Source organism: Gemmobacter sp. LW-1, from assembly GCF_001303875.1.
Lineage (GTDB): Bacteria > Pseudomonadota > Alphaproteobacteria > Rhodobacterales > Rhodobacteraceae > Gemmobacter > Gemmobacter caeni.
The window spans coordinates 1-24,679 of the sequence record NZ_LJSC01000013.1 but is presented as its reverse complement, the minus strand read 5'-3'; the positions used below and the strand labels follow the sequence as shown (position 1 = coordinate 24,679).

Here is a 24,679-nt window from a genome sequence, read left to right as displayed (position 1 = left end):
GCCGGGGCGGACAGCGATGCGGCCCCCGCTGCCGCCGAGCCGCCGCCGGTTCCGCCTCTGACGCCCGAGGAAGAAGCGATGCTGGCCCCGGTCGACGGGGGCGCGCTGCCCGATGAGATTCCGGCCCATTCGCCGCTTGCCCCCGAAGCCCCTGCGGAGGCAGAGACCGAGGCCCCGGCAGAACCCCTGCTGGACCGGCCGCAACCCGGATTGACCGGCACGGTCGATGGTGTAACCACCGGCCGCCTGCCCGCGATTGACGTGGCCCCCCCGGTCGACCCCGCCGCGACCGGGCCGGATCTGGCCGATGATCCGCGCCCGCTGATCCGCTATGCGATGCCCTTCGACAATCCCGCCGCCAAGCCGCTTTACGCCATCGTTCTGGCTGATAACGGCCTGCCGGGCGTCGACCGTGCCGCCATTGCCGCGCTGCCGCTGCCGGTGACCATCGCGCTGGACCCGGCCGCACCGGATGCCGAAGAGATTGCAGGTGCCTATCGCACCGCCGGGAAGGAAGTGGCCATGCTGGCGACCGGCCTGCCGAAAGGGGCCACCGCCGCCGATGTGCAGGTCACTTTCGCCGCAAATGCCGATACGCTGCCGCAGGCGGTGGCCGTGGTGGATCTGCCGCAGGGCGGGTTCCAGAACGACCGCAAGCTGGCGAGCGACGTGGTGCCGGTGATCAAGGATCAGGGGCGTGGCCTGGTCACCTTCGACCGGGGGCTGAATGCCGCCGATCAGGTCGCCCGGCGCGAGTCGGTGCCTGCGGCGGTGATGTTCCGCCAGATCGACGGCGAGGGCGAAAGCGTGCCGGTCATGCGCCGCTATCTGGATCGCGCGGCCTTCAAGGCAGCGCAGGACGGCAAGGTGGTCGTTTATGGCACCGTCGCGCCCGACACGATCGCGGCGCTGCTGGAATGGTCGGTCGAGGGCCGTGCAGGATCGGTGGCTCTGGCGCCGCTTACCGCCGTTCTGGCCGAGGGCCAGTAACCGACTGGCGGCGCCGCAGCGTCAACGCAAGCCATTGCGTTGGCACGCCGCCGAAACCGCCGCCACGGCGCAAGGTCAGGGCCACCAGTTCCCAGCCCGGCCCGCAGGCGGCCAGAAGCCAGGCCGGATCGGGCTGGTTGAAGTATCGCCCCAGCGCATCCGCCCCTTCCGCGTCGCCGGTCTTGAAGCTGGCAAACATCAGGCCACCGGGCCGCAAGGCGCGACGGATACGGGCAAGAATGTCGGGCAATTCCGGGCGCGGCACATGCAGAAGGCTCGCATTGGCCCAGACAGCATTATAAGCCGCATTTGCCTCCAGCGCGTCGAACTGCAAAAGCCGCGCGGGGCGCCCCAGCCGTTCAGAGGCGATCCGCACCAGCGCGGCGCTGCCATCGGTCGGGTCCAGCCTGATCCCTGCGGCAAGTATGGCCGCCGCGTCCGTGCCCGCGCCGCAGCCCAGTTCCAGAATATGCGCACCGGGCGCCAGCCTGGCCAGAAATCCGGCAAGGGCGGGATGCGGGCGGGCGCTGCCTTCGGCCGCATAGCGCGCAGCCTGTGTTTCGTAGAACAGCCGGGTCCGGGGATCGCCAGCCATACCCGGCTCAGGGCGTGATCATGGTCACGCCGGGCAGGCTTGCGATATAGGCCATGTCGCGGTCATAGGTTTCGGTCATCACCGCGACCATGTCATCGGTCCAGTCCGGCAGGGCAAAGGACATTTCGACCACATCGGGCCGCGCGAATTTGTCGAGGAAGGCCGAAACCACCCGACGCCGTTGCGCCACGCCCTGCGGCGGGTGCTTTTCCATATAGGCGGCCATCCGGCTCATGCCGTCCACGGTCATCACCGTGCCCAGCAGATCATCCGCGCCCTCCAGATACATGCCGGAGGGATGGCCCGACACCGCCTGCAGCACCTCGGGCCAGATCAGCGGTGTATCCTCGTCCGCCCAGACGGTGATCGGAACGCCGGGGTTACGGTCAATCAGTTGCAGGATCAGGTCGGACCAGCGCAGGCTCAGCGGGTCGGTGCCCTCGATGAACTCGGCATAATCGCGGCCCCGCTGACGACGGTGCAGTTCCGGCAGATAGGTGGCGGGGTTGCGCAGGCCCAGATGGAACTCTGCCCCGATCTCGGGGAAGATCTGGCAGATCGTGCGCATCCGGTCGCCGCCGGTATGATAGAACCGCCCCTTCACCGCCCAGGCGGGGAAGGACAGAAAGTTCTCCCATGACAGGACAAGCCGGTCGGCCGCATCGGCATCCATGATCTGATCCAGCAGATTGGCCTGCATTTCCATGCTGGCGGGCTGCCCTTTCAGCTGGATCGCCGCGTCGCGGATCAGGTTGCGATAGCGCCCCGGTTCCGGAACTTCGATGCCGACCGCAGCCAGCTGCCCGGCGTTGCGGTGCAGGGTCCGCACCAGACGGTCGTCATCGGTGCAATGCACCCCGAGGTGATAGGCAATACGCATTTGGCTCTGTTCTGGCAGTTGCTGCTCGTTGATGCTGAATATACGGGGTTTTCTGGACAGATAAACCGCTTTCCTGTAATCGGGCCTGATGATGCCCGAGCAAAAGACTCAGTCACAGCCTTTCAGCCTGCCGCGCCTGCCCGATGTCTGGACGCTGGCCGCCGTGGTGATCGGGCTTGTGGTGCTGGCGCCCGTCCTGTCCGTGGTCTGGATTGCCTTCAACCCGACGGAAAACATCTGGCCGCATCTGATGGCGACCGTGATGCCGCGCTATCTGGCGACGACGGGTCGCATGATGCTGGGGGTCGGGCTGCTGACGGCCGCCGTTGGTACCGGCGCTGCATGGCTGGTGACGATGTACCGCTTTCCGGGCGCAAGGTTCTTCGACAGAGCGCTGCTGCTGCCGCTGGCGATTCCGGCCTATGTCGGCGCCTATGCGCTGGTCGATTTCTTCGATTATTCCGGTGCGTTTCAGGTCGGCCTGCGGTCGCTGATGGGCTGGCACAGTGCGCGGGACTACTGGTTCCCGACAGTGCGGTCGGAGGGTGCGGCCATCGTCGTGCTGTCGGCGGCGCTTTATCCTTATGTCTTCCTGCTGGCGCGCGCGGCCTTCCGCGAACAATCGGGCGGCTGTTACGAGGTGGCGCGCGCGCTGGGGTCCGGCCCCTGGAGCGTGTTTTTCCGCGTGGGTCTGCCGCTGGCCCGGCCCGCCATTGCCGCAGGCGTGGCACTCGCGCTGATGGAGACGGTAGCCGATTACGGAACGGCCACGCATTTCGGGGTTCAGACCCTCACGACAGGGCTGTTCTCCACCTGGCTGACCACCGGCAATGCGGGGGGCGCGGCACAGATCGCGGGCGTTTCGCTGACGGTGATCGTGCTCCTGCTGGGGCTGGAACGCTGGAGCCGCCGTAATGCCCGCTTCCATGGCTCGGCCCGGCAGGCCCGCCCGGTAGAGCCGCAACCGATCCGGGGCCCGCAACGCTGGCTGGCGACGGTGGCCTGTGCGCTGCCCTTCGCCATGGGCTTTGTGCTGCCGGTGGCAGTGATGACCGGCCACGCCATCCGCAAGCCCGAAGCCTGGGTCTCGCCCGGTCTGGGCCGCGCGCTGGTCAATACACTGATCACCGGCGGGCTGGCCGCCCTGCTGACAGTCGGTGCGGCGTTGATCATGGTCTATGGTTTGCGGTTGCGCGGGCGCGGATTGCCACGCTGGATTTTGCCGATCACGGCGCTAGGATATGCCGCGCCCGGTGCGGTACTGGCGCTGGGTCTGCTGATCCCGCTGGCCGCCCTTGATCACTGGATGGCCGATACCCTCGCCGCGACCACAGGCTGGGATCCGGGCCTGCTGCTGACCGGCACCGCCGCCGCGCTGGTGCTGGCCTATGCGCTGCGCTTCTTCGGCATCGCGCAGGGCGCGGTGGATGCCGCCTTTGGCCGCGTCTCGCCCAATCTACCGCTGGCGGCACGGGCGCTGGGGCGCAGCCCTGCGCGGGTGCTGCGCGACGTTTATCTGCCGCTGATGCGCAGTTCGGTTGCCACCGCATTGCTGGTGGTCTTTGTCGATTGCGTGAAGGAACTGCCCGCCACGCTGCTGCTGCGCCCCTTCAACTATAACACCCTCGCGACGCGGGTGTTTGAGCTGGCCAGCCTCGAACGGCTGGGCGAGGCCGCACCCGCCGCGCTGCTGGTGATGGGGGTCGGGCTGATCGCCGTGCTTCTGGTTGCCCGGAACGAGGGCTGAGGCACCTTTGTCGCATGCCGCCGCTTTCGCTTTGCGCGGGCGGCGCAATCGGCTAGGCAGGGCAGGAAACCGGGAAAGGCGCATGACGGCAAAAGACTATCGGGTATCTGACCTTGCCGTGGCGCGCGGCGGGCTGGTGGTGCTGGAGGGCGTGGGCTTCACCCTGCGCCCGGGGCATGCGCTGGTGCTGCGCGGGCCGAATGGCGTGGGCAAGACCACCCTGTTGCGCACGCTGGCCGGTTTGCAGCCGCCCGTTGCGGGCGACATCGGCCTGCCGCCCGAGGCCATCGCCTATGCCGCCCATGCCGACGGGTTGAAAGCGACGCTGAGCGTGGCCGAAAACCTTGCCTTCTGGGCCGCGATCTACGGCACCGACCGGGTTGAAACCGCGCTGGACCGCATGAACCTGCGCGAACTGCGCGACCGCAGCGCGGCCAACCTTTCCGCCGGGCAGAAGCGGCGGCTGGGGCTGGCGCGGCTGCTGGTCTCGGGTCGTCCGGTCTGGATGCTCGATGAACCAACCGTCAGCCTGGACGCCGCCTCGGTCGCGCTGTTCGCCGATGTGGTGCGCGGCCATCTGGCCGAAGGCGGTGCCGCGCTGATGGCGACCCATATCGACCTTGGCCTGACCGAGGCCGGGGTGCTGGACCTGACCCCCTTCAAGGCGCGCGGGCAGGCGGCGGGCACCGCCTCCGACTTTGACGAGGCTTTCGCATGATCGCCCTTCTGCTGCGGGATCTGAGGCTGGCGGTGCGCGCCGGGGGCGGCTTTGGACTTGGCCTTGCCTTCTTCCTGCTGGTCGCGGTTCTGGTGCCGCTGGGCGTCGGCCCGGAAGGCGGGACGCTGGCCAAGATCGCGCCGGGCATCCTGTGGGTCGGCGCGCTGCTGGCCTGCCTGCTGAGCCTCGACCGCATCTTCGCGCTGGATTTCGAGGATGGCTCGCTCGATCTTCTGGCCACCGCGCCGATCCCGCTGGAAGGCGCGGTGGCGATGAAATCCGCCGCGCACTGGCTGGTGACCGGGCTGCCGCTGACGCTGGCCGCGCCGGTGCTGGGGGTGCTGCTGCATCTGCCCGGTGAGGGATATTTCTGGCTCGTCGCCTCATTGGCACTCGGAACCCCTGCCCTGTCGGTCATCGGCACCTTCGGCGCGGCGCTGACCGTGGGGCTGAAACGCGGCGGCCTGCTGCTGAGCCTGCTGGTCCTGCCGCTTTATGTACCGACGCTGATCTTCGGCGCCGAAGTGGTCAAGCGCGGCGCGGCAGGGATGGCGGTGGAAGTGCCACTTCTGCTGCTGGCGGGCATTACACTGGGCGCGGCGGCAGTGCTGCCCTTCGCCTCGGCGCTTGCCCTGCGCATCAATCTGCGGTGATCCTGCCCGATGCCGCTTGCCGCACAACGAAACAGGATTTAGCGAGGCCCCATGTCGCTCTGGGAATATGCCAATCCGAAGAAGTTCATGCAGACCGCCACACGGGTGCTGCCCGTGGTCAGCGTGCTGGCCGCGATCTGCATGGTCGGGGGGCTGGTCTGGGGGTTCTTCTTCACGCCCGATGATTACAAGCAGGGTGCAACGGTGAAGATCATCTTCATCCATGTTCCCGCCGCCATGATGGCAATCAACGTCTGGGGCATGATGCTGGTCACCTCGCTGGTATGGATCGTGCGGCGCCACCATGTCAGCGCATTGGCCGCCCGTGCCGCAGCACCGCTGGGCATGACCTTCACCCTGATAGCGCTGGTGACCGGCGCGCTGTGGGGGCAACCGATGTGGGGGACGTGGTGGGAATGGGACCCGCGCCTGACCTCATTCCTCATCCTGTTCCTGTTCTACCTTGGCTATGTTGCGCTGTGGCAGGCGGTGGAAAACCCCGATACCGCAGCCGACCTGACCAGCGTGCTGTGCATCGTGGGGTCGGTCTTCGCCGCACTCAGCCGTTATGCGGTGAAATTCTGGAATCAGGGGCTGCATCAGGATTCGACCATCATGAAGGTGGGCGAGAAAGACCCGCTGGACCCGGCCTATTACTGGCCGCTGATCGTCTGCATCGCGGGCTTCATCCTGACCTTCGTCGCATTGGTGCTGCTGCGCACCGTCACGGAAATCCGCGCCCGCCGTCTGGCGGTGCTGACGGCACGGGAGAGGCTGGCATGATGCCCGATCTTGGCAAATATGCGGTGCCGGTTCTTGGCTCTTATGCGGTGGCGATTGCTCTGATCGCCGCCATTGTCGCGCTGTCCATCTGGCGGTCGCGGCGGATGAAACGCGCGCTTGATGCTGTCGAGGCGCGCGCCGGGAGGAAATGACATGTCGCGTATCCTGATGATCCTGCCGCCGCTGGTTTTCGCGGCACTGGCAGCGATGTTCTGGCTGGGGATGCAGCGCGAGGACCCTGACGCCCTGCCCTCGACGCTCGTCGGGCGGGCGGCGCCTGTCGTGCAGGTGGGCACGCTGGGCGATCATCCCGCACTGCTGCACGAGGCGCTGACCGCGCCGGGGGTGAAGCTCCTGAATTTCTGGGCAAGCTGGTGCGCGCCCTGCCGGGCCGAACATCCGATGCTGAAACAGTTGCAGGCCGAAGGCGTGACCATCCTTGGCGTGAACTACAAGGACAAGTCCGATCAGGCCGAGGCGTTTCTGGCCGAGCTGGGCAATCCCTACACCGCCATCGGCACCGACAGCGGCCGCATGGCGCTGGAATGGGGGGTTTATGGCGTGCCGGAAACCTTTGTGATCGACGGCGCGGGCAAGGTGGTGCTGCGTTACGCCGGTCCGATCACGGCGCAGGAGCTTGAGCGGGTCATTCGCCCGGCACTGGCCAAGGCGGCAAAATAACTACCGCTGACCCTGAGGCGAAGGCCCGTCACCCTGTGCAGGCAGTCATGCTTTCCGCGAGCAATACGCTATCCTTTGTCCGGATAGCGTAGCGACGGAAAGGACCCCTCAACCATGATCGCTTATGTCACGGTCGGCGCGGACGATATCACGGCGCGAAACGCTTCTATTCAGCCCTCCTGCCCGCCCTGGGTTACGCTCTGGAGGAGGGACCGGAGGGGCTGAGCTACACGCTTCCCGCCGCGCCGGGGGCATCCGGCCCCGCGCCCGATTTCTACGTCAAGCCCACTTTCGACGGGCGCCCTGCCTCGGCTGGCAATGGCACCATGGTGGCTTTCATGGTCCGCGGCCAGAAGCAGGTGCGCGACCTGCACGCCGCAGCACTGATCGCAGGCCGATCGGACGAGGGCCAGCCGGGTTTCCGCGCCGCCTACGGACCGCATTTCTATGTGGCGTATCTGCGCGACCCTCAGGGCAACAAGATTGACCTGTTCTCCAGCGATCCGAACGAACCCGGACGAGAAGGGTGATATCTGGGTGCAGACGCCAATCACAGCATCCTCGCGCCCTATGTTGCGGCGACAAGGCCGGCTCGATCCGGCGGGCGATGAAAGTGCTGATGGTACCGACTCCCCGGCTCGAACGGGGGACCCCCAGATCCACAATCTGGTGCTCTAACCAACTGAGCTAAGTCGGCACTTGCGGGCGATGTAGCCCCCTGCGCAGGGGAATGCAACCCCCCTCGCGCGCTTGCCATGATGGTTTTTCGGCGCTAAAGCGTTTCGGGAATTACCCGAGCCATGAAACATCGTAAAAAGCCCGTAAGCATCGAAGATGTGTCAGGGTTTTGGCGATTGAGGGTATCCCTGAAACGCTCCGGGCCACGAAATCGGAAAACGGAGAATGCCATGAGTATCAACGACCAGAGCGAAATCGCCGCCAACCTGCAAATCGGCCCGACCGATCAGGGCATGGTGCGAATCTATGTCGAGGCGGAAGGCGGCATCGACCTGCCGCTGGACTTCGACCCGGACGAGGCCGAAGAGATTGCCGAAGAACTGCGCGCCGCCGCCGAGGCCGCCCGCGCCATGGGCGCCCCTGCCCCTAAGGGGAAAAAGCGCTGACCTTGCCCACCGCAGCCGGATCGCGCAGCGCCTGAAGGCGCAGCGCAGCATGGCGGGCGAACTTCTGTACCATGACCTTGCGGCGGGCTGCCGCCAGCGGCGCCTGCGGCCCCATCCGCAGGATTTCGGCATCGTAGTCATCGGCGACGATCAGCCCGCTGTCGGGCGGCAGCAGGCCGGTCGGGAAATCGGCATCCACCGCCCAGAAGAAACGGTCACACCACTCCAGATAATTGTGCCATTTGCGATCTGCCGCGAAATCCGCGCGCGAAGATTTGCACTCGACCACCCAGACCTCGCCCTTCGGCCCCAGCCCCATCACATCGACCCGCAGACCTGGCGCGGGCACCAGCTCCTCGACCGTGGCGAAGCCGTGGCTCAGCAAATGGCGGCAAACCCCGCGCGCAAGGCGCTGGCCGGGCGTCGGAGGCGGAAGTGCGACAGTGTCATCCATGGGAAAATCTTGAACGAAAAGGGAACATTTCGCAAGCCCCCCCTGCACCCCAAGGGTTGACAGCGTGGCGCCCCTTGGCCAGCCTGCCCGCAGTTCATTGAGAGAGAGATTTCATGTCCCGTATCCCGATCACCCGTCTTTTGCCGCTTGCCCTTTCGTCGCTGCCGCTGCCCGCCCTTGCAATCACGGTGGCCGACTGCACCCTGCAACAGGGCTGCGCCTGCTCCGAATCGCCGCTCAGCGCCGAGGAGATCGGCATCGTCATGGGCGCGACGCCGCCGCAGGGCGCCGACGGCATGGTTTTTGTGTTCCAGGACGGCGACGCTGGCACATGGTCGCCGCTGACGCCCGAGGAAATCGACATTGTTTCGGGCGGTGATGGCACCTGTGACGGGCCGCTGGTGCCCGAGGATGGCACCTGGGTCACGCGATCCACCCTGAACAGCCTGCATTGCGGTGCGGGCACGGCCATGATGCGCAGCATGATCGAGGGCAACCTGAACAAGGAGAACCCGGTTCCCATGCGCTGGAACGGCGATTTCAGCGCTGATACCTGGCGCCGCGCCTGGATCGCCGCCAATCCGCAGGCCGAAGCGCCGAACACCCCGACGTTCAACCGCGTGTCGCCGGTCGAACTGTCAGGGCGAGACAGCATCAAGGGCATGACCAGCACGCAGCGCATGGTGCTGCTGACGCCGCGGAGCTTCCGAATGGACTGGCAATTCGAGGGGCAGAACGAAATGGGGGCCTGCGGCTGGTCTGTCACGCATATGGTGCGCCGCACCGGGGGCTGAGCCCTTGCCGTCGCGCCCGCCGCATCCTATCTGTGGAAACGGCGGGTGCTGCTCTTCGCGTGTGGGACACTTTTCCAGTGGCCGATAAGCAAGCGAACGGGGGCTGGCTCTGGCAGGATCCTGGTCCTGTTACCTGGCACCCACCTGAGACCTCTGGCTCTCGGGAAAACACCGTCGCCCACGGTCGCTGCGGGCCCGCCACTTTACGACCCTTTCCCTGTCGCCACCGGGGCAGCAATCATCGGACATAGCCCTAGGCTTGCGGGCATTCCAACGCGCCCGAGGCTGTGCCCCATGTTCCGCATTCCCCGCCCCACCCTTCTGGGTATCCTCTGCCTGTGCAGCGGTATCGCGGTCTTTTCGGTGCAGGATCTGATCCTGAAGCTGCTGTCGGGCAGCTATCCCTTGCATCAGGCCATGGTGATCCGCAGCATGACCGCCATGCCGCTCTTGTTCCTGCTGGTGCTGCACGACGGCGGTGTGGCGACGCTGGTGCCGCCGGGATGGTGGCGGATGGCGGCACGCGGCTGGCTGAACTTTGCCGCTTACACCGCCTATTACCTCGCGCTGGCGGCACTGCCCATCGCCTCGACCGTCACGCTGTTCTTCTCGGCCCCGCTAATGATCACGGCGCTGTCGGTGGTGATGCTGGGGGCGCGTGTCGGCCCGCTGAGGTGGAGCGCAGTGGCGCTTGGTTTCGGCGGCGTGGTGCTGATGCTGCGGCCGGGCAGCGCGTTGTTCGACTGGGCCGCACTCTTGCCGGTGGTGGCGGGGCTCGCCTATGCGATGACGATGATCCTGACCCGCATTCAGGGCACGCGCTTCACCGCCCCCGCCATGGCCTTTCATGGCAATGTGGTCTTCCTGTTCTGCGCGCTCGCGCTTTCGGCGGTGTTCGGATCGGGCGAAATGGCACAATCCGGCCATGCCAGCCTCGATTTCCTGACTCGGGGCTGGGTCATGCCACCGCTGCGCGATCTGGGGCTGATGGCGCTGTGTGGCGTCATTGCCGCCGCCGGGCTGACGCTGCTGACCCAGGCCTATCGCATCGCCCCCTCGTCGGTGCTGGCGCCGTTTGAATATACCGCGCTGATCTGGGGCGTGATCTATGGCTGGCTGGTCTGGGGTGACTGGCCGGATGCGATCGGCTGGCTGGGCGTCGCGGTGATCTGCGGCGCCGGGCTGATCGTGCTGTGGAGCGAGGCGCAGGACCAGCGCAGCGCCGCCGCCCCCACCGCCGCCTGAAACGCGAAAGGGCCGCATCCTGCGATGCGGCCCCCGTGATCCGGTCTGACGCCAGGATCAGATCTCGTCCAGCGCCTCAACGGCTTTCTGGAGATCTTCTTTCGACACTTCCTTGTCGCTGACCTTGGCACCGGCGACGATGAAATCGACAACCTTGTCCTCGAAGATCGGCGCGCGCAGCTGCTGTTGCATCTGGGCGTTCTTCTGCACGAATTCGAAGAAGGCGCGTTCCTGACCCGGGTATTGACGCGCGGCGTTCAGCACGGCTTGCGTCATCTCGGCGTCGGTCACCTGCACGTCGGCCTTGCGGCCCACTTCGGCCAGCAGCAGGCCCAGACGCACGCGGCGTTCGGCCAGCGACTTGTGCTCGTCAGTGGGTTCCACATTGCCGTGGTTGTGGTCATGCACATCCGGGTTTTCTTCGTGCCACAGCTGATGCGCGATCTGCGCGGCTTCGGCATCGACCAGCGCGCCCGGCAGGTCAAACTTCACCAGACCATCCAGCTGATCCAGCAGCGAGCGCTTCAGCACGGCGCGGGCAGCGCCCTTGTATTCGGCTTCCAGACGCTCGGCGATCTGGCCTTTCAGCGCATCCAGCGACTCGGCGCCGAATTTCTTGGCAAGTTCGTCATCCAGATCGGCAGCTTTCGGCGCTTTCACCGCATGGACCTTGCACTTGAACAGGGCTTCCTTGCCCGCCAGGTGCTTGGCGCCATAGTTTTCCGGGAAAGTCACTTTGACTTCGACCTCGTCATCGACCTTGGTGCCGACCAGTTGGTCTTCGAAGCCCGGAATGAACGAACCCGAACCCAGAACCAGCGGATAGCCTTCGCCCTTGCCGCCCTCGAATGCCTCGCCATCAACGAAGCCCTCGAAGTCGATGGTCACCTGATCGCCGTCCTTGGCCTTGGAGCCTTTCTTGCGGTCATCGAAGGATTTGGCGGTATCGGCGAGGTTTTGCAGCGCCTCGTCAACGGCGGCATCCTCGGCCTTCACGACCAGACGCTCCAGCGTCACAGCCGAGGCGTCCAGTTCCGGGATCGGCGGCAGGGCTTCGTAGGTCATCTCGACCACGACATCCTGACCTTCCTTCCACTCTTCGCCGCCCACCATCTTCACTTCGGGCTGAAGCGCCGGACGGTCGCCCGAGGCTTCGAAATGCGACTGCATCGCGCCGTCGATGGCGTCCTGCATGGCCTCGCCCAGCAGGCGCGGGCCGAACTGCTTGCGCAGCATGGCCAGCGGCACCTTGCCCTTGCGGAAGCCCTTCATCTCGATCTCGGGCTGCGCCTCGACCAGTTTCTCCTGGACTTTGGCGTCCAGCTCGGCTGCGGTCACCGTGATGGTGTAGCCGCGCTTCAGACCTTCGTTCAGGGTCTCGGTGACCTGCATGAGTGTTCCGTCCTTGTTCACGTCTCTGGTGCGGGTGGAGGGACTTGAACCCCCACGCCTTGCGGCGCCGGAACCTAAATCCGGTGCGTCTGCCAATTCCGCCACACCCGCTTTCCCAAAACGCGGACGGCCCCCTGCGAGGCCGCCCGCGCCCTGAAATTCCGCGTCCTTCTAACAAAGGCCCGCAGCGGATGCGAGGGAAAAATCGCGCGCGTCCGGCTGCGGCAAATGGGGCACGTCCGGCAGGATCGGCGGCCCCTGGCGCGGAAAAGCCTCGCGCCGGGCGCATTCCTGCCATAATCTGCCTTGAAAAGAGCAGAACATACAAAAAATAGGTGTCACCCATGTCCATCGTGACCGAGGGGCGTGTCGCGCAAGCGGCCGCCGAGACCGATTTTGCTGTGGCCGATTGCGGGATTGCCGCCGGAACCCCAGTGCTGACGCTGGCCGGAGCCGTCGCGGTCGAGGATCTGACGCCGGGAACCCGGATCATCACCCGCGATGGCGCGCGTCAACTGACCGGACTGCGCCAGGTTGCACCGTCGCGCATGGTGCGGGTTTCGGCTTCGGCCATCGGCGTCGAACAGCCGGAAGAGGATATGGTGATCGGCGCCGCGACGCCCATCCTGATCCGCGACTGGCGCGCCAAGGCCCTGAAAGGCTGCGATCAGGCGATCATCCGCGCCGACCGGCTGATCGACGGTGAATATATCCGGCACGAAACCGCCACCTCCCCCACGCTGTATGCGCTGGAATTCGACGCCCCTGCGGTGATTTATGCGGGTGGTCTTGAACTGGCACTGGCACCCGCGCGGCAACCGGCCTGACCATCACCTGCCCGGAAACGCAAAAGGCGCCCCTCAGGGCGCCTTTCTTATTTTCGGGTCTGATCGCTCACTGATCAAGGAAACTGCGCAGTTTGCGCGAGCGCGACGGGTGCTTGAGCTTGCGCAGTGCCTTCGCCTCGATCTGGCGGATACGTTCGCGGGTCACGCTGAACTGCTGGCCCACTTCCTCCAGCGTGTGATCGGTGTTCATGCCGATGCCAAAACGCATCCGCAGCACACGTTCCTCGCGCGGGGTGAGGCTGGCCAGAACGCGCGTCGTCGTCTCCTTCAGGTTCTCCTGAATCGCCGAATCAAGCGGCAGGATCGCGTTCTTGTCCTCGATGAAATCGCCAAGCTGGCTGTCCTCCTCGTCGCCGATCGGCGTTTCGAGGCTGATCGGCTCCTTGGCGATCTTCATCACCTTGCGGACCTTTTCGAGCGGCATTTGCAGCTTCTCGGCCAGTTCTTCCGGCGTCGGTTCACGGCCGATCTCGTGCAGCATCTGACGGCCGGTGCGCACCAGCTTGTTGATCGTCTCGATCATGTGCACCGGAATACGGATGGTGCGCGCCTGATCGGCGATGGACCGGGTGATAGCCTGACGGATCCACCAGGTCGCATAGGTCGAGAACTTGTAGCCGCGGCGGTATTCGAACTTGTCCACCGCCTTCATCAGACCGATGTTGCCTTCCTGGATCAGGTCAAGGAATTGCAGGCCGCGGTTGGTGTATTTCTTGGCAATCGAGATCACGAGCCGAAGGTTGGCTTCCACCATTTCCTTCTTGGCCTGACGGGCCTCTTTCTCGCCCTTCTGCACCTGCTGAACGATGCGGCGGAATTCGCTGATGTCCACGCCAACATACTGGCCGACCTGCGCCATCTCGCTGCGCAGATCCTCCAGCTTGTCACGGCTTTTCTCGATCAGAGTCTGCCAGCCGCGGCCCGCCTTGGCCGCCATGCGGTCGATCCAGGTCGGGTCCAGCTCGTAGCCCTGATATTCGTCGATGAACTCGCGCCGGTTGATGCGCGCGGCATCGGCAAGCTTCACCATGCCCGAGTTGATCGACATGATCTTGCGGTTGATGCCGTAAAGCTGGTCGATCAGCGCCTCGATCCGGTTGTTGTGCAGGTGAAGCTCGTTCACCAGCTGCACCACTTCCGACCGCAGTTTCTGATAGGTCGCTTCCTCGTTCACGCTGAACCTGGCGCCACTGCTGGTCATCGCGGCATGCATCCGCTTGTCCTGCATTTCGGACAGTGTCTCGTAATCCAGCGCGATGCGTTCCAGCATCTCCAGCACGCGGGGGCGCAGCGCGTTTTCCATCGCGGCCAGCGACATGTTCGACGAATCGTCATCTTCATCGTCATCATCGGCACGCGAAATCGGGTTGCCGTCAGCATCAAGCTCGGGTTCCGAACTGGCGGGGCGGCGCGGGGTTGCCGGGGAGGCCCCGGACATGTCCACCTCATCCAGCCCGCCCATTTCGTCATCGCCGTCCAGATTGCGGCCGAAGGTGGCCTCAAGGTCGATGACATCGCGCAGCAGGATGTCTTCGTTCAGAAGCTCCTCGCGCCAGATGGTGATGGCCTGAAAGGTCAGCGGGCTTTCGCACAGCCCGGCGATCATGGTGTTGCGGCCAGCCTCGATGCGCTTCGCAATGGCGATCTCGCCCTCGCGGCTGAGCAGTTCGACGCTGCCCATCTCGCGCAGGTACATGCGCACCGGATCGTCGGTGCGATCCAGCGTTTCGGCCGGCCCACCGGCCAGCGCCACCTCGCGCGAGGTCGATCCGGTCTCGACCAACTCGCTGCCGGTCTCGCCTTCCTCGGCTTCGTCATTCTCGACGACGTTGATGCCCATTTCGGACAGCATCGCCATGACATCCTCGATCTGCTCGGACGAGGCCTGTTCGGGCGGCAGCACCGCATTGAGCTGATCGTAGGTGATATAGCCGCGCTCGCGGGCGTCGGCGATCATCCGCTTGACCGCCGCCTGGCTCATGTCGAGGGAAACCTCGGTCTCCTGATCCTCGGGCTTGGCGTCGTCGGTGTCTTTGACCATGAGTTCTCCTCGGGTCCGAATCGGTCTCGTCTCGTTACGAATCAATAGCGCGAATCACGCCGGGGGAAAGGGGGCAGCGTTCGCTTCCCCCCGTTCCCATGCAACAGGGCGGCGATTCCGCCCGTTTCAGGGGCGTGACTTGCCCCCTTTGGTAAAGTCGATGCTGGCCCAGATCTTCTTGGCATGGTCCAGTTCCTCCCTGTCCATTTCCACCCCGTTCGGCGCCACCACACCTTCGGCCCGGGCGGCCTCGGGGCCACGGTCGGCTTCAGCACGCGCGCGTGCCGCCTGCCCCAGCCGCCAGGTCAGCCCCTCATCCGCCAGCGCCTCGATATCCTCGGCCGCCTCGCGCATTTCCTGCGCATGGCCCCAATAGGCCTCCAGCTTGGCAAATTCCATCTCCAGGCATTTCGCGGCGCAATCCGTATCGTCGAGGCGACGGATATGCGGCTGGATACGGATCTGGGGATGCGCCAGCAGGGTTTCAAGATCATCCCCCGCAGCGCGACGCACCCGTTCGGCCCGGGTGTCAGGATCAGCGTCATGGGCATGGGTCAGCACGACCTGCCGCAGGTTCTCATGCCCCGAGTCATGCAGGTGCATCCGTTCAATCCGCGATTCATGCGGGTCGATCAGATGCGGATGCAGGCACAACGTCGTCAAAACCACCGACACGCGCAGATCGACGACCGCTGCCTCGCTATCGGCAGACCCCAGAAGCGAGGCGCGGGTCTGGGGCACCGGCTCCACCGGCTGAAGCCGCGCATTCCGCGCGAAACCGCCCCGTGCCACGCCGCCGACTGGCCGGCCGTCCGGCCGGGAGGGTCGGCGGCCCTGACGGAACAGCTGCCAGCGCAACTCCTTGATATCCTCGCCGTAATGGCTGCGGATGGAGGGGTCCCTGATCTTCATCAGCGCGGCGCGCAGCGATTTGTCCAGCGCGGCCTTGCGTTCGGGGCTGTCGAAAACGCGGCCCTCGGTCTCGCGCTTCCACAGAAGGTTCACCATCGGCTGCGCCTGATCCAGCACCTCTTGCAGTGCGGGCGCCCCCCTGGCCTTCAGCAGGTCATCCGGGTCCATCCCCTGCGGCAGCACGGCAAACCGCAGGCCCTGCCCCGCCTCCAGCAGCGGCAGCGCAAGGTCGATCACCCGCATCGCGGCGCGCTGGCCTGCGGTGTCACCGTCCAGCGTGATCACCGGCTCTGGCGCGATGCGCCACATCAGGCGCAACTGGTCTTCGGTGATGGCAGTCCCCAGGGGCGCCACTGCGGCGGGAAAGCCCGCCTCCACCATGGCGATGACATCCATATAGCCCTCGGCCACCACCAGCGCCGCGCCCTTGCCTGCGGCTTCACGCGCGGGGCCGTGGTTGAACAGGTTGCGGCCCTTGTCGAACAGCTCCGTCTCGGGGCCGTTCAGGTATTTCGCCCGCGCATTGGGATCGAGCGACCGCCCGCCGAGCGAGATCGCCCGCCCGCGGGCATCGCGGATCGGAAAGATCACGCGGCCGCGGAAACGGTCGTAAAGGCTGCCATCATCGCCCTTGGCGATCAGTCCGGAGGCCACCATCAGATCCGGCGGCACCCCCTTGGCCTTCAGCGCGTCCAGCAGTGCATGGCGGTTGTCGGGCGCCCAGCCGATTTCCCACCGCTCCTGCGCCTGCGGGCTGAGCCTGCGCTTGCCGCCGATATAGTCGCGCGCCATCTGCCCGGCGCCGGTGCGCAGTTGCAGCCGGAAGAAGCGCACCGCCTCTTCCATCACCTCGGCAAGCTGGCTGCGGCGGTCAGCCTTCTGCGCCGCCTGCGGATCGCGGGCAGGCATCGGCATCCCGGCCTCGCGCGCAAGAATCTCCACCGCCTCCATGAAGCCCACGTTTTCGCTTTCCTTCACGAAGGTCAGCGCATCGCCCTTCGCGTGGCAACCGAAGCAGTAGTAGAACCCCTTGCGGTCATCGACGTGGAAGCTTGCGGATTTTTCCTGATGGAACGGGCAAGGCGCCCAGAAATCGCCCTTCGCCTGGTTCGACTTGCGCATATCCCATGTCACCTTCCGGCCGATGACGGCGGAAAGCGAGACGCGGTTGCGCAGCTCGTCAAGGAATCCGGGCGGCAGGGACATGAGTTCTATATCGGCCCTCGCGGCGGCACTGTCCAGTGCCGGGGTTCGACGTCAGCCGCAGAGATCGCGGATCACGCGCAGGAAGGCCGTGACACCGGGGGCGATAAGGCTGTCGGGAAAATCGTAGTCCGGCGCGTGCAGGGGCGGATGGGTTTCACCGGAACCGAGGAAGGCCATTGCACCACCGAGACGCGCAGCGGAGGACAGGCGGCCAAAATCCTCGGACGCGCGCATCGGGCCGAAGCCATTGACCAACGGGATGCCCGACGCCGTGATGGCGGCGCGGAAGCGCGTGACAGCCTCGGGCGCATTGGTGGAAGCCGCGAAATCATCGTGCCAGTCATGGGTCAGTGACAGCCCGCCCGCACGGGCCTCGGCCCCCGCCAGATGCAGCGCGGCCTCTTTCAGTGCCTGCATGCCGTCGTCGGTCAGCGTTCGCAGCGTCGCCCAGATTTCGGCCCGGCCCGGTGTGATGCCGAAGGCCGGTTCGCCCATCGTGGCATGGGTCACCGTCACCAGCCGGAAGTCGGGGGTCAGCGCGCCGCCCTGCCCCAGCGCGGCAAGGCCGGGGATCAGCCGCGACAGTGCCAGCGCCGGGCTGACGGCCTTGTCCGGCTCCGCCGCATGCGAGGTGCGGCCGTTCAGCACCAGCCGCAGCCCGACCGAGGCGCAATTGGCAGGCCCCGGTTCAACCACGAAGGCGCCCAGCGGCAGGCCCGGCAGATTATGCAGCGCAAAGGCCCAGTCCGGCGCGATCTCGGCAAAGCGCGGATCGGCGAGCACAGCGGCAGCGCCCGAGCCGTCTTCCTCAGCCGGCTGGAACAGCAGCACGACCCGGCCGCGCGCCGGGCGGTCACGGCCCAGCGCGAAGGCCAGCCCCGCGACGATGGCCATATGGCCGTCATGACCGCACAGATGCCCTTTGCCCGGCACAGCCGACACCCAGTCGGGGCGCCCCGTCTCCTCGATCGGCAGGGCATCGAGTTCACACCGGATCAACACGGTCGGCCCGTCTGCGGCCCCCTGAAATTCCAGCGCGACACCATGACCACCCAAACCCGTCAGCACCCGGTCAGGCGCGCTGTCCGCCGTGAAGGCCAGCACGGCACGGGCGGTTTCCGCCTCGTGCCGCGACACTTCGGGCGCGCGGTGCAGCGCGTGGCGAAAGGCCGTCAGCGCAGCAAGGTCGCTCATGCCCCCGCCCGCGCCGCCAGATGCTGCATCGCATGTTCAAGCTCGGTCCAGGCACTGCGCGCCATCGACCGGAACACAAGGATCTCGAACCCGCCCTCGACGCGCATCAGGACCGAGGACATATGTCCCAGCGCCGCCCGTGCTGCACGACCCGGCGGGAAGGCCGCCGCGCGCAGGTCCAGCGGGTAAAGCCGCACCAGAACATCTGCCGCAGCCGCCCCTTCCAGCCGCAGGCAGGCCCAGCCATCCGACTGATCGGTCAGCGCCGCGCCCTCGCAGGCCAGCGTTCCGTTCAGCAGGAACGCCTGATCCCGCCCCGTCCAGACCAGCCGCAGCGCGCCGTTCTCGGAGAACAGCCCCGGCGCGGGGAAAGCCACACCCAGCGGCTTCAGCGCCTTGTCCACCGCCTTCTGCCCGCCAGGCAGAACGGCGACAGATGTGATGCCCTCGAGCACGACCTCGGACAAGGCCACCCCGCCATGGGTGACCGGCCACAACCCCGCCAGCGGGGATTTCGTAATCAGCCTAGGCACGGAGCTTCACCCCTTCCCTGTCATGGAATACCGGATCGCAGACCTCGCACAGCACATCCAGCCCGCGCAGATGATCGACCAGCCGCACCGTCTCGCCCAGCCGGGCGGGGCCGTTCTTCAGGAAGGCGAGCGCCAGCCACGACCCCAGCGTCGGCGACCAGCAGACCGAGGTGACATAACCCTGATCGCGGGCACGTTCGACCGTATCGCCTGGCACGAACAGATGCGCCCCGGCGGCCAGCGTATCCTGCGGCTGGCGCGGGCGCAGGCCGACCAGCTGTTCGCGCTCTGGCCCGGTCAGCCCCGGACGCTGACTTGCAGCCTTGCCGATGCAATCCTTCTTCGCGCTGACCATGCGGCCCATACCGATGTCAAAGGCGGTGGTCCGGCCGTGGATCTCGGCATGGGTGATGAAGCCCTTCTCGATCCGCAACACGTTCAGCGCCTCCATCCCATAGGCGCCGCCGCCCATGGTTTCCGCCCGCGCCAGCAGGTCGCGGAACAAAGCCTCGCCATAGCGGGCGGGCACCGCGATCTCATACCCTTCCTCGCCCGAGAACGAGATACGGAACAGCCGCCCCGCCACCCCGAGCACCGAAACCGGCGCACAGCCCATGAAGGGCAGGTCCACGGGGGCATCCAGCATCGAGGCCAGCAGCGCCCGCGCCTTCGGCCCGGCGACGGCGAATTGCGCCCAGGTCTCGGTGACCGAGATGAAGCGCAAGTCCCAACCGGCGCAAAACGCCTGATGCACGAAATCCAGATGCCGCATCACCAGCCCGGCAGCGGCGGTGGTCGTGGTCATCAGATAGTGGCTCTCGCCCAGCCGTGCGGTGGTGCCATCGTCCAGCACCATGCCATCCTCGCGCAGCATCAGCCCATAGCGCACCCGCCCGACCGGCAGGGTCGCGAAGGTGTTGCAATAGACCAGATCGAGTAAGCGCGCCGCATCCTTGCCCTGAATGTCGATCTTGCCGAGGGTCGAGACATCGGCCACGCCCACGCTCTCGCGCACCATGCGGACCTCGCGGTCACAGGCCTCGCGCCATGTGGTTTCGCCCGGCCGGGGGAAATAGCTGGGCCGATACCACAGCCCCGCCTCGATCATCGGCGCGCCGCGCTCGACACTGGCCTGATGCGAGGTCAGGAAGCGCTGCGGCGCAAAGCCCGCGCCGCGCCCGCCCGCGCCCATGGCCGCAATGGAAACCGGGCTGAACGGCGGGCGGAAGGTGGTGGTGCCGGTCTCGGGAATGCCGCGCCCGGTGGCATCGGCCAGCACCGCCAGCGCCCCGACGTTGGAGTTCTTGCCCTGATCCGGCGCCATGCCTTGCGTGGTATAGCGCTTCATATGCTCGACCGAGGCAAAGTTTTCCTGCGCCGCCAGCTTCACATCCTTGGTCGTCACGTCATTGGCGAAATCGAGCCAGGCCCGCGCCCAGCGCCCGCCAGAGGTCGGTACCGACCAGATCGGCTCGATGGTATAAGGCCCGTCCTCGGCCACCGGCAGGGTGACACCGGGGGCCTTCAGGCCCAGCGCCTCCAGAGCCTCGCGCGCGGCGCGCTGACCCGAGGCCAGACCGGCGGCGGTGGACATGATGCCCGCCGCAGCCCCCACCGGCGCCAACCCCGGCACAGCACCCGGTGCAGGCACGAAGGCCGCCAGCGCCTCGTTCCAGATCGGGCGACCGTTCAGGTGGCAGGTCAGATGCAGCGTCGGGTTCCAGCCGCCGGAGACGGCCAGACAATCGGTTTCGATCATCGCCTCTCCGCCACCGTGGCGAATGGTGATCTGGCGCAGGCCCTTGCGCCCTTGCGTTCCTGTGACCACCGCGCCGGTATAGACCGGGCAATCCTCCACCGCGCTGGCATGCGGGCGCGGGTCGATGATCGCCGCCACCTGCACGCCTGCCGCCATCAGGTCGCGCGCGGTGCGGCGCGCGTCATCGGTATTGCCGAACACCGTGACCCGCCGCCCCGGTGCCACACCGTAACGATTAAGGTAGCTGCGCACCGCCGAGGCCAGCATGATGCCGGGCCGGTCATTGTTTTCAAACGCAATGGGCCGCTCCAGCGCCCCGGCGGCAAGGATCGCCCGCTTCGCCACGATGCGCCAGAAACATTCGCGCGGCAGATGCGGCCGGGCGGGCAGATGCAGACCCACCCGCTCCAGCGCGCCATAGGTGCCATGGTCATAGGCGCCGGTCACCGTGGTGCGCGGCATCAGCCGGACATTCGGCAGCGCCCGAAGCTCGGCCAGAACCGTGTCAGCCCAGGTCACACCAGGCTGACCATCCAGCACCAGCGTTTCCGACAGCAGCCGCCCGCCCATCCGGGCGTCCTCGTCGGCAAGGATCACATCGGCTCCTGCCCGCCCGGCCTCCAGCGCCGCCATCAGCCCGGCAGGCCCGGCCCCGATGACCAGCAGATCGCAGAAGGCAAAGGCCTTTTCGTATTCCGCCTCGTCATGGCGGCCTGACAGCCGCCCCAGCCCGGCAGCGCGGCGGATCAGCGGCTCGTAAAGCCCTTCCCAGAACCGGCGCGGCCACATGAAGGTTTTGTAGTAGAATCCGGCGCCAAAGAAGGGTGCGGCAAGATCATTCACCGCCAGCAGATCGAACTGCGCCGAGGGGAATCGGTTCTGGCTGCGCGCCTCCAGCCCCGGAAAGATCTCCTGCACGGTGGCACGGACATTGGGCGTCTGCTGCCCCGCCTCCAGCACCTCGACCATGGCATTTGGCTCTTCCGGCCCGGCAGTCAGCACGCCGCGCGGGCGGTGATACTTGAAGCTGCGCCCGACCACCCGCACATCATTGGCCAACAGCGCCGAAGCCAGCGTATCCCCCGCGAAGCCCACATAATCGCGCCCGTCGAAGCGAAAGCTGATCTGGCTGGTGGGATCGACCAGCCCCTTGCCCGCGATCCTCATTTGCGCCCCCTCTTCTGAGCGACTGGCGCCACCAGATCGACAGCAAGCACCGCATGAGTCACGGTATTGCGCGTCACCGCCAGCCACTGCCCGCAGCCCGCCTCGTGATACCAGAGGTCACGCGTCTCGCCTGCCGGGTTGTCGCGGTTGTGCAGGTAATCATCCCATGCGGCGGCAGGCGCCCCTTCCGCCGGGCGGCGCAGATAATCGTCAGAGCCGTAGTAATAGAACTCGCGGCGGTCCCTTTCGCCGCACAGCGGGCAGGTCAGGCGCATGGCCGGGGCTCCTTTGGGTTCGATGCGGAAGAAAGGGGCGCTGCCCCTCGGCCTGCGGCCTCACCCCGGGATATTTGGACCAAGGCGAAAAGCTCTTTCATCTTGGTAAAAATATCCCTGCCGGAGGCATCCGACGGCCCAACCAGGTGCGGAGATCTGAGTGACAGAGCCATGGTCAATGCAGGTTGTGCTGGCTGCCGGTGCCTTCCTCGTCGAGAAGATGGCCGGTGGCAAAACGGTTGAGCGTGAAACGGCGGGCAACTTCGTGCGGCTGGCCGGTGGCCATCAGATGCGCCATGCACCAGCCCGAGGCCGGCACCGCCTTGAAGCCGCCGTAATTCCAGCCGCAGTCGATATAAAGACCGTCAATCCCCGTGCGGTCGATGACGGGCGAGCCGTCAGGCGACATATCCATGATGCCCCCCCAGCTACGGAGCACCTTTGCCCGGCCGATCATCGGCATCAGCGTCATGCCCGCCTCCATCACATGTTCGACCATCGGCAGGTTGCCGCGTGCGGCATAGGAGGCGTAGAAATCCAGATCGCCGCCAAAGACGAGGCCCCCCTTGTCGGACTGGCTGATATAGAAATGCCCCATGCCAAAGCTGATCACATGGTCGATCACGGGCTTCAGCCCCTCGGTCACGAAGGCTTGCAGGATGTGGCTTTCGATGGGCAGGCGCAGCCCTGCCATCGCCGCGACCTGGCTCGACCGGCCCGCGACGACAATACCCACCTTCTTCGCCCGGATCGCGCCGCGCGTGGTCTGCACGCCGGTCACGCGGCCGTTTTCCACGTCGATGCCCGTGACCTCGCAATTCTGGATCAGATCGACGCCGCGCTGGTCGGCGCCACGGGCATAGCCCCAGGCCACCGCATCATGCCGCGCCGTGCCGCCGCGACGGTGCAGCAACCCGCCGTAGATCGGGAAGCGGGTCTGTTCGAAATCCAGATAGGGCAGCAGCGCGCGCACGCCGTCCCGGTCAAGGAGTTCCGCATCGTCGCCCTGATTGACCATCGCATTGCCGCGCCGGGCAAAGGCATCCCGCTGCCCGTCGGAGTGGAACAGGTTGATCAGCCCGCGCTGCGAATGCATGACGTTGTAGTTGAGGTCAGCCTCAAGCCCTTCCCACAGCTTCAGGGAATGGCTGTAGAATTCGGAATTGCCGGGGAGGAAATAGTTGGCGCGCACGATGGTGGTGTTGCGCCCGATGTTGCCGCCGCCGAGGTAGCCCTTTTCCAGCACAGCGATATTGGTCAGGCCGTGGTTCTTCGCGAGGTAATAGGCCGTCGACAGCCCGTGCCCGCCGCCGCCGATGATGATGGCATCGTATTCGGCCTTCGGCGCCGGGTCGCGCCATGCGGGTCTCCAGCCCTTGTTGCCGAAAAGCCCCTCGGTAAAGACCTTGAAGCCGGAATAGCGCATTCTGACCGTCCTTCCCTGCCCGATAGCGGGCCTCGGCCCATCTGAGCCAGGCTTTGGCTGAATATCAACCCCCGGAGCAAAAAGCCTTATCCGTGAGCGACAGGATCATGTCGCCTTCAGCTTTCATGCGGGCCTGCACACAGGGAATGATCGCCCAGGCTTTCCAGAACGTGACAATCCGCCGTACTGCCCGCCCCGCAATCGGCCATGCGCTGCAATTCTGCCCGCAGGGCAGACAGGCTGCGGATGCGCGCCTCAACCTCGGCCAGTTGCTGACGCGCGATGGCATCGGCAGCGGCGCAGGGCGCTTCGGGATGCCCCGCGAGGCGCAACAGGTCGGCGATGGCAGGCAGGCCGAAGCCCAGTTCGCGCGCATGGCGGATAAAGCGCAGCCTCGCCACCGCCGCCGGGTCGTAAAGCCTGCGATTCCCGGCACTGCGCGGCGGTGCGGGCAAAAGGCCCCGATCTTCGTAGAACCGGATGGTGTTGATCTTGATGCCACTTTCGCGGGCCACATCGCCGATGGTCAGGTCAGACATATCGCTTGCTCCTCCAGTGACTGGAGATGTTACGCCTGATTCGATGCAAGAAGGAGAGTGAAATGTCGGCATCCTGTCACAACCATGCGATCACCTTCGACGGCACCAGCCCGGCCTATCGCCGGGCACTGGTGGCGGTGATCGTGTTGAACGCGGGCCTGTTCGGGGTCGAGATCACCGCCGGGGCGCTGGCGGGCAGCCGGGCACTTCAGGCCGATGCGCTGGATTTTCTGGCCGATGCGCTGACCTACGGCGCCAGCCTCGCGGTCATTGGCCGGTCGGTCGCGCTGCGGGCAAGGGTGGCGCAGATCAAGGGGATTTCACTGGCTCTGATGGGTCTTTGGGTCTTTGGCCGCACGCTGGCCGATTTTCTGGCGCCCGGTGTGCCGAAGGCCGAGGTGATGGGCGCGGTAGGTCTTGCAGCGCTGGCGGCGAACCTCGCCTCGGTGCTGATCCTGATGCGCTGGCGCGACGGGGATGCCAATGTCCGGTCGGTCTGGCTGTGTTCGCGCAACGATGCGGTGGGCAATATCGCCGTGATGGGGGCGGCCGGTATGGTGGCGATGACCGGCAGCGGCTGGCCTGACCTGATCGTGGCCACCTTCATGGCGGGGCTGTTCCTGTCGTCAGCAGTGCAGATCCTGCGCCGGGCGGCCAGCGAGCGCGCAGATCACGCCTGCGGCCACAGCCATTAGGGTCCGGCGCGTCGCAGGGTCATCACCG

24 protein-coding genes, 2 tRNA genes and 1 pseudogene are annotated in these 24,679 nt (G+C 66.1%); 13 read left to right on the top strand and 14 right to left on the bottom strand.

The features are described from left to right. Nucleotides 1–990: divergent polysaccharide deacetylase family protein (locus AO684_RS02145; RefSeq protein WP_161805976.1), on the top strand; the 990-nt coding region annotated here is incomplete at its 5' end. Here AO684_RS02145 and AO684_RS02140 read toward each other — a convergent pair. Together AO684_RS02140 and AO684_RS02135 are read right to left on the bottom strand one after the other, a co-directional pair. Continuing rightward, nucleotides 962–1,585, bottom strand: a complete 624-nt coding sequence (locus AO684_RS02140; protein WP_054301102.1) for a class I SAM-dependent methyltransferase — start codon at nucleotides 1,583–1,585, stop codon at nucleotides 962–964. The genes AO684_RS02145 and AO684_RS02140 overlap by 29 nt on opposite strands. A 7-nt stretch (nucleotides 1,586–1,592) precedes the next feature. Then, on the bottom strand, nucleotides 1,593–2,465 hold the full coding sequence (locus AO684_RS02135) for a hypothetical protein (RefSeq protein ID WP_054301101.1): 873 nt from the start codon (nucleotides 2,463–2,465) through the stop codon (nucleotides 1,593–1,595). 91 nt (nucleotides 2,466–2,556) lie between these two features. Between AO684_RS02135 and AO684_RS02130 the strand changes: the two genes are divergently transcribed. The 7 genes and pseudogenes from AO684_RS02130 (at nucleotide 2,557) to AO684_RS02105 (ending at nucleotide 7,577) form a co-directional block, all read left to right on the top strand. Further along, nucleotides 2,557–4,212 (top strand): iron ABC transporter permease, encoded by a 1,656-nt coding sequence (locus AO684_RS02130; RefSeq protein ID WP_054301104.1) that lies wholly within the window; start codon nucleotides 2,557–2,559, stop codon nucleotides 4,210–4,212. Between the two features lie 82 nt (nucleotides 4,213–4,294). Continuing rightward, nucleotides 4,295–4,930 (top strand): heme ABC exporter ATP-binding protein CcmA, encoded by a 636-nt coding sequence (ccmA, locus tag AO684_RS02125; protein WP_054301100.1) that lies wholly within the window; start codon nucleotides 4,295–4,297, stop codon nucleotides 4,928–4,930. Beyond that, nucleotides 4,927–5,583 carry a heme exporter protein CcmB gene (gene ccmB / locus AO684_RS02120; protein WP_054301099.1) on the top strand — a complete coding sequence of 219 codons (657 nt, stop codon included), beginning with the start codon at nucleotides 4,927–4,929 and terminating at the stop codon, nucleotides 5,581–5,583. The genes ccmA and ccmB overlap by 4 nt, the downstream gene beginning before the upstream one ends. A gap of 51 nt (nucleotides 5,584–5,634) precedes the next feature. After that, entirely contained in the window at nucleotides 5,635–6,366 is a 732-nt protein-coding gene (locus AO684_RS02115) for a heme ABC transporter permease (protein WP_054301098.1), read from the top strand. Beyond that, complete coding sequence (gene ccmD, locus AO684_RS21175; protein WP_082400662.1) at nucleotides 6,363–6,518, top strand: heme exporter protein CcmD; 156 nt, start codon at nucleotides 6,363–6,365, stop codon at nucleotides 6,516–6,518. Before AO684_RS02115 ends, ccmD begins: the two co-directional genes overlap by 4 nt. 1 nt (nucleotide 6,519) lies before the next feature. After that, complete coding sequence (locus AO684_RS02110) at nucleotides 6,520–7,047, top strand: DsbE family thiol:disulfide interchange protein (RefSeq protein ID WP_152968320.1); 528 nt, start codon at nucleotides 6,520–6,522, stop codon at nucleotides 7,045–7,047. 114 nt (nucleotides 7,048–7,161) lie between these two features. Further along, nucleotides 7,162–7,577 (top strand): annotated as a pseudogene (locus AO684_RS02105) (VOC family protein). Nucleotides 7,578–7,667: 90 nt separating this feature from the next. On the opposite strand, the gene AO684_RS02100 reads toward AO684_RS02105, so the two are convergent. Continuing rightward, nucleotides 7,668–7,744: transfer RNA gene (locus AO684_RS02100), tRNA-His, on the bottom strand. A gap of 211 nt (nucleotides 7,745–7,955) precedes the next feature. On the opposite strand from AO684_RS02100, the gene AO684_RS02095 reads away from it, so the two are divergent. Continuing rightward, nucleotides 7,956–8,171 carry a DUF6324 family protein gene (locus AO684_RS02095; RefSeq protein WP_054301097.1) on the top strand — a complete coding sequence of 72 codons (216 nt, stop codon included), beginning with the start codon at nucleotides 7,956–7,958 and terminating at the stop codon, nucleotides 8,169–8,171. Here AO684_RS02095 and AO684_RS02090 read toward each other — a convergent pair. Beyond that, on the bottom strand, nucleotides 8,152–8,625 hold the full coding sequence (locus tag AO684_RS02090) for an MmcB family DNA repair protein (RefSeq protein ID WP_054301096.1): 474 nt from the start codon (nucleotides 8,623–8,625) through the stop codon (nucleotides 8,152–8,154). The two genes, AO684_RS02095 and AO684_RS02090, sit on opposite strands and share 20 nt — an antisense overlap. A 113-nt stretch (nucleotides 8,626–8,738) precedes the next feature. Between AO684_RS02090 and AO684_RS02085 the strand changes: the two genes are divergently transcribed. Continuing rightward, nucleotides 8,739–9,419 carry a hypothetical protein gene (locus tag AO684_RS02085; protein WP_054301095.1) on the top strand — a complete coding sequence of 227 codons (681 nt, stop codon included), beginning with the start codon at nucleotides 8,739–8,741 and terminating at the stop codon, nucleotides 9,417–9,419. 294 nt (nucleotides 9,420–9,713) lie between these two features. After that, on the top strand, nucleotides 9,714–10,664 hold the full coding sequence (locus AO684_RS02080; protein ID WP_054301094.1) for a DMT family transporter: 951 nt from the start codon (nucleotides 9,714–9,716) through the stop codon (nucleotides 10,662–10,664). 57 nt (nucleotides 10,665–10,721) lie between these two features. Here the strand turns inward: AO684_RS02080 and tig are convergent, their stop codons facing one another. After that, nucleotides 10,722–12,056: a trigger factor gene (gene tig, locus AO684_RS02075; protein WP_054301093.1), complete on the bottom strand. Its 1,335-nt coding sequence runs from the start codon at nucleotides 12,054–12,056 to the stop codon at nucleotides 10,722–10,724. 26 nt (nucleotides 12,057–12,082) lie between these two features. Further along, nucleotides 12,083–12,167 (bottom strand) — tRNA-Leu (locus AO684_RS02070). Nucleotides 12,168–12,400: 233 nt separating this feature from the next. Between AO684_RS02070 and AO684_RS02065 the strand changes: the two genes are divergently transcribed. After that, nucleotides 12,401–12,883 carry a Hint domain-containing protein gene (locus AO684_RS02065; RefSeq protein ID WP_054301092.1) on the top strand — a complete coding sequence of 161 codons (483 nt, stop codon included), beginning with the start codon at nucleotides 12,401–12,403 and terminating at the stop codon, nucleotides 12,881–12,883. Nucleotides 12,884–12,950: 67 nt separating this feature from the next. Here AO684_RS02065 and rpoD read toward each other — a convergent pair whose 3' ends face one another. From rpoD to AO684_RS02025, 8 genes are all read right to left on the bottom strand, one after another. Further along, entirely contained in the window at nucleotides 12,951–14,945 is a 1,995-nt protein-coding gene (gene rpoD / locus AO684_RS02060) for an RNA polymerase sigma factor RpoD (protein ID WP_054301091.1), read from the bottom strand. Nucleotides 14,946–15,071: 126 nt separating this feature from the next. Beyond that, nucleotides 15,072–17,063 carry a DNA primase gene (gene dnaG, locus AO684_RS02055; protein WP_054301090.1) on the bottom strand — a complete coding sequence of 664 codons (1,992 nt, stop codon included), beginning with the start codon at nucleotides 17,061–17,063 and terminating at the stop codon, nucleotides 15,072–15,074. Between the two features lie 51 nt (nucleotides 17,064–17,114). Beyond that, nucleotides 17,115–18,257: an amidohydrolase gene (locus AO684_RS02050; RefSeq protein ID WP_054301089.1), complete on the bottom strand. Its 1,143-nt coding sequence runs from the start codon at nucleotides 18,255–18,257 to the stop codon at nucleotides 17,115–17,117. After that, nucleotides 18,254–18,790, bottom strand: a complete 537-nt coding sequence (locus AO684_RS02045; RefSeq protein ID WP_082400660.1) for a sarcosine oxidase subunit gamma — start codon at nucleotides 18,788–18,790, stop codon at nucleotides 18,254–18,256. Before AO684_RS02045 ends, AO684_RS02050 begins: the two co-directional genes overlap by 4 nt. Then, nucleotides 18,783–21,716, bottom strand: coding sequence for a sarcosine oxidase subunit alpha family protein (locus AO684_RS02040; protein ID WP_054301087.1), 2,934 nt, complete (start codon nucleotides 21,714–21,716; stop codon nucleotides 18,783–18,785). Before AO684_RS02040 ends, AO684_RS02045 begins: the two co-directional genes overlap by 8 nt. Continuing rightward, nucleotides 21,713–21,991: a sarcosine oxidase subunit delta gene (locus AO684_RS02035; RefSeq protein WP_054301086.1), complete on the bottom strand. Its 279-nt coding sequence runs from the start codon at nucleotides 21,989–21,991 to the stop codon at nucleotides 21,713–21,715. Before AO684_RS02035 ends, AO684_RS02040 begins: the two co-directional genes overlap by 4 nt. A 175-nt stretch (nucleotides 21,992–22,166) precedes the next feature. Continuing rightward, entirely contained in the window at nucleotides 22,167–23,417 is a 1,251-nt protein-coding gene (locus AO684_RS02030) for a sarcosine oxidase subunit beta family protein (RefSeq protein ID WP_054301085.1), read from the bottom strand. A gap of 116 nt (nucleotides 23,418–23,533) precedes the next feature. After that, nucleotides 23,534–23,956 carry a helix-turn-helix domain-containing protein gene (locus AO684_RS02025; RefSeq protein ID WP_054301084.1) on the bottom strand — a complete coding sequence of 141 codons (423 nt, stop codon included), beginning with the start codon at nucleotides 23,954–23,956 and terminating at the stop codon, nucleotides 23,534–23,536. Between the two features lie 62 nt (nucleotides 23,957–24,018). On the opposite strand from AO684_RS02025, the gene AO684_RS02020 reads away from it, so the two are divergent. Further along, the gene (locus AO684_RS02020) at nucleotides 24,019–24,651 is read left to right on the top strand and encodes a cation transporter (protein ID WP_054301083.1); all 633 of its coding nucleotides are present in this window, start codon (nucleotides 24,019–24,021) and stop codon (nucleotides 24,649–24,651) included. Nucleotides 24,652–24,679: the final 28 nt, after the last annotated feature.

Excerpts from the sequence above, each read along its gene's own strand:
- AO684_RS02140 (WP_054301102.1), bottom strand. The coding sequence starts at position 1,585 with ATGGCTGGCGATCCCCGGACCCGGCTGTTCTACGAAACACAGGCTGCG.
- AO684_RS02135 (WP_054301101.1), bottom strand. The coding sequence starts at position 2,465 with ATGCGTATTGCCTATCACCTCGGGGTGCATTGCACCGATGACGACCGT.
- AO684_RS02130 (WP_054301104.1), top strand. The coding sequence starts at position 2,557 with ATGCCCGAGCAAAAGACTCAGTCACAGCCTTTCAGCCTGCCGCGCCTG.
- ccmA (WP_054301100.1), top strand. The coding sequence starts at position 4,295 with ATGACGGCAAAAGACTATCGGGTATCTGACCTTGCCGTGGCGCGCGGC.
- ccmB (WP_054301099.1), top strand. The coding sequence starts at position 4,927 with ATGATCGCCCTTCTGCTGCGGGATCTGAGGCTGGCGGTGCGCGCCGGG.
- AO684_RS02115 (WP_054301098.1), top strand. The coding sequence starts at position 5,635 with ATGTCGCTCTGGGAATATGCCAATCCGAAGAAGTTCATGCAGACCGCC.
- ccmD (WP_082400662.1), top strand. The coding sequence starts at position 6,363 with ATGATGCCCGATCTTGGCAAATATGCGGTGCCGGTTCTTGGCTCTTAT.
- AO684_RS02110 (WP_152968320.1), top strand. The coding sequence starts at position 6,520 with ATGTCGCGTATCCTGATGATCCTGCCGCCGCTGGTTTTCGCGGCACTG.
- AO684_RS02095 (WP_054301097.1), top strand. The coding sequence starts at position 7,956 with ATGAGTATCAACGACCAGAGCGAAATCGCCGCCAACCTGCAAATCGGC.
- AO684_RS02090 (WP_054301096.1), bottom strand. The coding sequence starts at position 8,625 with ATGGATGACACTGTCGCACTTCCGCCTCCGACGCCCGGCCAGCGCCTT.
- AO684_RS02085 (WP_054301095.1), top strand. The coding sequence starts at position 8,739 with ATGTCCCGTATCCCGATCACCCGTCTTTTGCCGCTTGCCCTTTCGTCG.
- AO684_RS02080 (WP_054301094.1), top strand. The coding sequence starts at position 9,714 with ATGTTCCGCATTCCCCGCCCCACCCTTCTGGGTATCCTCTGCCTGTGC.
- tig (WP_054301093.1), bottom strand. The coding sequence starts at position 12,056 with ATGCAGGTCACCGAGACCCTGAACGAAGGTCTGAAGCGCGGCTACACC.
- AO684_RS02065 (WP_054301092.1), top strand. The coding sequence starts at position 12,401 with ATGTCCATCGTGACCGAGGGGCGTGTCGCGCAAGCGGCCGCCGAGACC.
- rpoD (WP_054301091.1), bottom strand. The coding sequence starts at position 14,945 with ATGGTCAAAGACACCGACGACGCCAAGCCCGAGGATCAGGAGACCGAG.
- dnaG (WP_054301090.1), bottom strand. The coding sequence starts at position 17,063 with ATGTCCCTGCCGCCCGGATTCCTTGACGAGCTGCGCAACCGCGTCTCG.
- AO684_RS02050 (WP_054301089.1), bottom strand. The coding sequence starts at position 18,257 with ATGAGCGACCTTGCTGCGCTGACGGCCTTTCGCCACGCGCTGCACCGC.
- AO684_RS02040 (WP_054301087.1), bottom strand. The coding sequence starts at position 21,716 with ATGAGGATCGCGGGCAAGGGGCTGGTCGATCCCACCAGCCAGATCAGC.
- AO684_RS02035 (WP_054301086.1), bottom strand. The coding sequence starts at position 21,991 with ATGCGCCTGACCTGCCCGCTGTGCGGCGAAAGGGACCGCCGCGAGTTC.
- AO684_RS02030 (WP_054301085.1), bottom strand. The coding sequence starts at position 23,417 with ATGCGCTATTCCGGCTTCAAGGTCTTTACCGAGGGGCTTTTCGGCAAC.
- AO684_RS02025 (WP_054301084.1), bottom strand. The coding sequence starts at position 23,956 with ATGTCTGACCTGACCATCGGCGATGTGGCCCGCGAAAGTGGCATCAAG.
- AO684_RS02020 (WP_054301083.1), top strand. The coding sequence starts at position 24,019 with ATGTCGGCATCCTGTCACAACCATGCGATCACCTTCGACGGCACCAGC.